The following is a 6918-nucleotide window of genomic DNA, read 5'->3' on the forward strand; positions in this document are numbered from 1 at the left end:
GGGGGGGGGGGGGGGGGTGCGGGGGCCGGGGGGGGGGGGGGCGCGCGGCCCCCCCCCCCCAGTTGTTGGGTGCGCCGCGCCCCGGCCGCGCGCCCGCCCCCGCCTCTCGCATCCGGTGACGGGCGGACACCAGGCGGGAGGGGCACAATGCGTGGGGTGAACGCCGAAACCCCCAGGGTGACGCGGGCCCGGAGTCCGCACAGCGCTCCCGGCGCCGCTGAGCCCGCGGATCCCGCTGTGAGCGACGGTGGGCCGCGCCGGCTCCTCGTCCCCGCAGGGGTGCTCGCGGCCGTCGTCGGCGCCTTCGCCTACGTCGGGGCCGTCGACCCCAACCAGCCCGGTCACTACCCCGTCTGCCCGCTGTTGCGCTTCACGGGCGTGTACTGCCCCGGCTGCGGCGGCCTGCGCAGCGCGCACGCCTTCGTGCACGGGGACTTCGCCGCGGCCCTCACCGACAACGCGCTCGCCGTCGCGGGATACCTGCTCTTCGCCGTGGTGTGGACCGTCTGGGTGGTGCGGTCGGTGCGGGGACGCCCGGTGCGGCTGGATCTCGGGCCGGTCCACCTGTGGAGCGTGGGCGCGCTGGTGCTGGTCTTCACCGTTGTCCGGAACCTGCCGTTCGGCGGCTGGTTGCATCCTTGATCAAATGGCGAAGGTCCAGGTAGTGGGACCGGCGTCAACCGGATGCGAGGTCTACGCCTTCCTCCGGATACCATCGCAGTGACCCGTCTGTAGCGTCTGCGAGGCGGTGCACCGGGTCAGCTGATCAACCGCTTCAACTGTCCAGCGCAGGGAAGGGGGCCGCTCGCGTGAGTGTGCTCGACGAGATCATCGACGGAGTCCGTGCCGACCTCGCGGAGCGGCAGGCGCGCGTCAGCCTCGACGAGCTCAAGGAGCGCGCGGCGAAGGCTCCGGCGGCCAAGGACGGCGTGGCCGCGCTGCGCGGTGACAGCGTCAAGGTCATCTGCGAGGTCAAGCGCTCCAGCCCCTCCAAGGGCGCGCTCGCCGCGATCGCCGACCCGGCCGCGCTGGCCGCGGACTACGAGGCGGGTGGCGCGGCCGTCATCTCCGTCCTCACCGAGGAGCGCCGCTTCGGCGGCTCGCTGGCCGACCTGGAGGCCGTCCGCGCCCGCGTGGACATCCCGGTCCTGCGCAAGGACTTCATCGTCACGTCGTACCAGCTGTGGGAGGCCCGCGCGTACGGCGCCGACCTCGCGCTGCTGATCGTGGCCGCGCTCGACCAGTCCGCCCTGGAGTCCCTCATCGAGCGCGCCGAGTCCATCGGGCTCACGCCGATCGTCGAGGTGCACGATGAGGACGAGGCCGAGCGGGCGGTGGACGCCGGCGCGAAGGTCATCGGCGTCAACGCGCGCAATCTGAAGACCCTGAAGGTCGACCGCTCGACCTTCGAGCGGGTCGCCCCGGAGATCCCCGCCGGCGTCATCAAGGTCGCCGAGTCCGGTGTCCGGGGTCCGCACGACCTCATCGCGTACGCCAACGCCGGCGCCGACGCGGTCCTGGTGGGCGAGTCGCTCGTCACCGGCCGCGACCCGAAGACGGCCGTCTCCGACCTCGTCGCGGCCGGGGCACACCCCGCGCTGCGCCACGGACGGGACTGACACCTACGGTGCCCGCCTCGACCCACGCCACCGCCGTTCCCCGTCCGGGCCCGCGCCTCGACGGGGGTCCGGCGTGCGCCGGGTCGGCTGCGCCGGGCCCGGGCCGGGGAGACGCGTACGCGGTGTCGCCCGCCGGGCGCGGGGACGTGTACGGCGACGCCTGGTCGGCTGTGGCCGCGCCGCGAACCGGTCACGGGGACTCGTACTCCGGGCGCACCTGTGTGGGGTCCTCACCGGCGCTCCCGGGCTCGGCAGCCCGGGATCCCTATGCCCGCCTTGCCCGCGGCTGCCGTCCGCGCGGGTGCCGGGCGCCCGCGCGGCGGGTGCACGGGCGTCGGGTTCGCTATGTCATCGGCGATGAACCGGGTCAGGTGAACGGGATGCGATGGCCCGAGCGCGTACGCGCGCTCGCGCTCTCTCCGGCCGAGTCCGCCCTGCGGGTGGGCTGAGCCGGGGTCCGGCACCGTGGTGCACGCCGCGGTTTTCTCGCCGTCGCGCCGCACCTCAGGCTCCTACCGGCTCCGCCGCGGGCTCGGGCTTCGCCCGGTTCCCCGACGGGGTACCGGCCGGTTCGGCGCCGCCGATTACCGGCGATCACCGCCGATCACCGTCGTCGCGGCTGCTCGCCGTCGCGGCGGGGAAGGCCGGCCCGCCGGCAGCAGGCAAGGCACTGCCCCAGCCGCCTGGCCGGGGCCGTCGGCAGAGCCGCCGCCTGCGGTGTGGCTTCGGCCCGTCGGCAGAGGTGCTGCTTCTGTCGTGTGGCGTGGGTCCTCGGTGGAGGTGCTGCTGCTGTCGTGGCCTGGGTCCTCGGTGGAGGTGCTGCTGCTGTCGTGGCCTGGGTCGTCGGCAGAGGTGCTGCTTCTGTCGTGTGGCCTGGGTCGTCGGCAGAGGCGCCGCTCTTGCTGTGGGGCCGCCAGCCCCGTCGGAAGACGCTCCGTCCCTGTGGCGGGAACCCGTCTCCGTAACGGCGGGCGGTGTCGACGAGTGGCCGGTGCCGGAGGCGTATCGCGTGTGTGCCTGGTTAACGTGAACCCTGTCCGACTTGTAACCGGGGCTGTCGCCCCTGCGAGGTAACCGCATGCCCAGCGAGTTCTTCATTCCCGACCCCGAGGGTCAAGTTCCCAGCGCCGAGGGGTACTTCGGCGCCTTCGGCGGCAAGTTCATCCCGGAGGCGCTGGTCGCCGCCGTGGACGAGGTCGCCGTCGAGTACGACAAGGCGAAGGCGGATCCCGAGTTCGCCCGCGAGCTCGACGACCTGCTCGTCCACTACACCGGACGGCCCAGCTCCCTCACCGAGGTGCCCCGGTTCGCCGAGCACGCCGGTGGCGCCCGCATCTTCCTGAAGCGCGAGGACCTCAACCACACCGGGTCCCACAAGATCAACAACGTGCTCGGGCAGGCCCTCCTCACCAGGAGGATGGGCAAGACCCGTGTCATCGCCGAGACCGGCGCCGGTCAGCACGGGGTCGCGACGGCCACCGCCTGCGCCCTGTTCGGGCTCGAGTGCACCATCTACATGGGCGAGATCGACACCCAGCGCCAAGCGCTCAACGTGGCGCGGATGCGCATGCTCGGCGCCGAGGTCATCGCCGTGAAGTCCGGCAGCCGCACGCTGAAGGACGCCATCAACGAGGCGTTCAGGGACTGGGTGGCGAACGTCGATCACACGCACTACCTCTTCGGGACCGTCGCCGGCCCCCACCCCTTCCCCGCCATGGTGCGTGACTTCCACCGGGTCATCGGGGTCGAGGCCCGGCGCCAGATCCTGGAACGCGCCGGGCGGCTCCCCGACGCCGCCATCGCCTGCGTCGGCGGCGGCTCGAACGCCATCGGCCTCTTCCACGCCTTCATCCCGGACACGGACGTACGCCTCATCGGCTGCGAGCCCGCCGGACACGGCGTCGAGACCGGTGAGCACGCGGCCACGCTGACGGCAGGCGAGCCGGGCATCCTGCACGGTTCGCGGTCGTACGTCCTGCAGGACGAGGAAGGTCAGATCACCGAGCCGTACTCGATCTCGGCCGGCCTCGACTACCCGGGCATCGGGCCCGAGCACTCCTACCTCAAGGACAGCGGCCGCGGCGAGTACCGCGCGGTCACCGACGACGCCGCCATGCAGGCCCTGCGCCTGCTCTCCCGCACCGAGGGCATCATCCCGGCGATCGAGAGCGCGCACGCGCTCGCCGGTGCCCTCGAGGTCGGCAAGGAGCTGGGCAAGGACGGGCTGATCATCGTCAACCTCTCCGGGCGCGGCGACAAGGACATGGACACGGCCGCCCGCTACTTCGGCCTGTACGAGACCAAGGCCGACGCCGTCGTCCCCGCGGACGCCGACAGCGAGAACGCCGAGATCGAGGGGGACGCCAAGTGAGCGGCAACATCCAGCTGTTGAGCGACACCCTCGCCGGCGCAAAAGCGGAGGGGCGGTCCGCGCTCATCGCCTACCTGCCGGCCGGCTTCCCGACCGTCGACGGCGGCATCGCCGCGATCAAGGCCGTCTTCGAGGGCGGCGCGGACATCGTCGAGGTGGGGCTGCCCCACAGCGACCCCGTCCTCGACGGGCCGGTCATCCAGACCGCCGACGACATCGCCCTGCGCGGCGGAGTCCGGATCGCCGACGTCATGCGGACCGTCCGCGAGGCCCACCAGGCCACCGGCAAGGCCGTCCTGGTGATGACGTACTGGAATCCGATCGACCGATACGGCGTCGAGCGCTTCACCGCCGAGCTGGCGGAGGCGGGCGGGGCCGGGTGCATCCTGCCCGATCTGCCCGTCCAGGAGTCGGCGCTGTGGAGGGAGCACGCGGAGAAGCACGGTCTCGCGACCGTCTTCGTCGTGGCGCCGAGCAGCAAGGACGCCCGCCTCGCCGAGATCACCGCGGCGGGCAGCGGGTTCGTGTACGCGGCCTCGCTGATGGGCGTCACCGGGACGCGGGCGTCGGTGGGGGCGCAGGCTCAGGACCTGGTGCGGCGCACCAAGGCCACCACCGAACTGCCCGTCTGCGTCGGTCTCGGCGTCTCCAACGCCGCCCAGGCCGCCGAGGTGGCCGGCTTCGCCGACGGCGTGATCGTCGGCTCGGCGTTCGTGAAGCGGATGCTGGACGCGCCGGACGAGCAGGCGGGTCTCGACGCCGTACGCGCCCTCGCGGGCGACCTGGCGAAGGGCGTGCGCGGCACGATGTGAGGCACGGCCGGTTGCGTACGTAACGGACAATCCGCTCACTCGAACGGGTGGACCTGGGACCGGGGAGGCGCGCTGCGCCTCCCCGGTTCGTTCTGCCGGATGTGAGCGAGAAGAACCGTGACGGAAAGCGCAGCGCCCGCGAGCGGATGGCGGTCGAGCGAGAGAAGCAGAGGGCCGCGGAGAAGCGCCGGCGGGCGCTGATCGTGGGCGCGTCGGTGGTCTGCGTGCTGGGCCTCGCCGCAGTGGTCGGCGTGCTGGCGGCCAACTCCGGCAAGGACAAGAAGAGCGGCGCGTCGGGCCCGGTCGTGTCGCCCTCGGGGGCCACAGGCAAGGACAGTCTCGCGATCCCCGTCGGCAAGGACGCCGCCAAGTCGGCCCTCACGGTGTGGGAGGACTTCCGCTGCCCGGCCTGCCAGGCCTTCGAGACGGTGTACCGCCCGACGATCCACCAGCTGGTCGACTCCGGGCAGCTGAAGGTCGAGTACCACCTCGTCACGCTGATCGACGGGAACATGGGCGGCAGCGGCTCCCGCGACGCCGCCAATGCCGCGGCCTGCGCCCAGGACGCCGGAAAGTTCACCGCGTACCACGACGTCCTGTACGAGAACCAGCCGAAGGAAGCGAGCGACGAGTTCGCCGACAGCTCCAAGCTCATCGAGCTGGCGGGCAAGGTCGACGGTCTCGACACCCCGGCCTTCCAGAAGTGCGTCAAGGACGGCACGCACAACAGCTGGGTCGTGAAGTCGAACCAGGCGTTCCAGAACGGCCACTTCGGGGGGACGCCGACCGTGCTCTTCGGCGGCAAGAACATCTACGCGGACCAGACGATGACCCCGGCCAAGCTGAAGCAGATGGTGGAGGCGCAGAACAAGGGCTGAGCCCCTCATCGGTCTCCCGGTGCCCTCGGCCGTCGGCGGTCCGGGGGCACCGCACGTTATGGACCCGTTGCCGGGCCGCTTGCCGTGGGTGGTGTCCGGCACGGTAGCGTCGACCTTGCCATGGAACTTGCCTACATTCCCAGCCCGTCGCGCGGTGTGCTGCACCTCGGCCCCATTCCGCTGCGCGGCTACGCGTTCTGCATCATCATCGGCGTCTTCGTAGCCGTCTGGCTCGGCAACAAGCGCTGGGTCGCCCGGGGCGGGCGGGTCGGCACGGTGGCCGACATCGCCGTCTGGGCCGTCCCCTTCGGCCTCGTCGGCGGACGGCTGTACCACGTGATCACGGACTACGAGCTGTACTTCAGCGAGGGCCGTGACTGGGTGGACGCCTTCAAGGTCTGGGAGGGCGGGCTCGGCATCTGGGGCGCGATCGCGCTCGGCGCGCTCGGCGCGTGGATCGGGTGCCGGCGCCGGGGCATCCCGCTGCCCGCGTACGCCGACGCCGTCGCACCCGGCATCGCCTTCGCGCAGGCGATCGGGCGCTGGGGCAACTGGTTCAACCAGGAGCTGTACGGCAAGGCGACGGATGTTCCCTGGGCGCTGCACATCACGTCCTCCGCGGACGGGCGCGTGCCGGGCTACTACCACCCGACGTTTCTGTACGAGTCCCTGTGGTGCATCGGTGTCGGGCTCCTCGTCCTGTGGGCCGACCGCCGCTTCAAGCTCGGCCACGGGCGTGCCTTCGCGCTGTACGTCGCCGCGTACTGTGTCGGCCGCAGCTGGATCGAGTACATGCGCGTCGACGACGCCCACCACATCCTGGGGCTGCGTCTGAACGACTGGACCGCGATGGCGGTCTTCCTCCTCGCGGTGCTGTACATCGTCATCTCCTCGCGCCGCCGTCCGGGGCGTGAGGAGATCGTGGAGTCCGGCGCGGAGGCCTCCGGCGAGGCCGTGGATCTGGAGAAGCCGGCGGAGGCCGAGCCCGAGAAGTCGGCGGAGTCGGCGGAGGCCGGGGAGTCCGCCGAGGGCGGGGACGCGGCCGAGGCCGAGGAAGAGGCCGGGTCGGCCAAGAAGAGCTGAGTCTTTTCGGTACGTCGAAGGGGGCGCCGCGTCCTGGAACGCGGCGCCCCCTTCGCGTGCCCGTGCGGGTTCAGACGTGTCTCGCCCCCTCCGCCCCTGCCCGTCCCGTACCTGGGGGGCTTCGCCCCCCAGACCCCCCGTATCGCGCTTCGCGC

The 6918-nt window shown here is 72.1% G+C and carries 6 protein-coding genes; all 6 read left to right on the plus strand.

From position 1 onward, the window contains the following. The first annotated feature begins 147 nt into the window (after positions 1–147). The 6 genes from AB0D27_RS44800 (at position 148) to lgt (ending at position 6763) form a co-directional block, all read left to right on the plus strand. Entirely contained in the window at positions 148–642 is a 495-nt protein-coding gene (locus AB0D27_RS44800) for a DUF2752 domain-containing protein (RefSeq protein ID WP_362521281.1), read from the plus strand. Positions 643–809: 167 nt separating this feature from the next. Further along, positions 810–1619, plus strand: coding sequence for an indole-3-glycerol phosphate synthase TrpC (gene trpC / locus AB0D27_RS44805; RefSeq protein ID WP_362521284.1), 810 nt, complete (start codon positions 810–812; stop codon positions 1617–1619). Between the two features lie 1078 nt (positions 1620–2697). Further along, a complete protein-coding gene (trpB, locus tag AB0D27_RS44810; RefSeq protein WP_362521286.1) occupies positions 2698–3990 on the plus strand; it encodes a tryptophan synthase subunit beta in 1293 nt (430 codons plus the stop codon). Continuing rightward, positions 3987–4802 carry a tryptophan synthase subunit alpha gene (gene trpA, locus AB0D27_RS44815; protein WP_362521288.1) on the plus strand — a complete coding sequence of 272 codons (816 nt, stop codon included), beginning with the start codon at positions 3987–3989 and terminating at the stop codon, positions 4800–4802. Before trpB ends, trpA begins: the two co-directional genes overlap by 4 nt. Before the next feature lie 101 nt (positions 4803–4903). Continuing rightward, positions 4904–5680: a thioredoxin domain-containing protein gene (locus AB0D27_RS44820; RefSeq protein ID WP_362521291.1), complete on the plus strand. Its 777-nt coding sequence runs from the start codon at positions 4904–4906 to the stop codon at positions 5678–5680. A gap of 120 nt (positions 5681–5800) precedes the next feature. Then, complete coding sequence (lgt, locus tag AB0D27_RS44825) at positions 5801–6763, plus strand: prolipoprotein diacylglyceryl transferase (protein ID WP_362521294.1); 963 nt, start codon at positions 5801–5803, stop codon at positions 6761–6763. The last annotated feature ends 155 nt before the right edge of the window (positions 6764–6918 follow it).

Origin of the sequence: Streptomyces sp. NPDC048415, from assembly GCF_040651675.1 — a bacterium.
Lineage (GTDB): Bacteria > Actinomycetota > Actinomycetes > Streptomycetales > Streptomycetaceae > Streptomyces.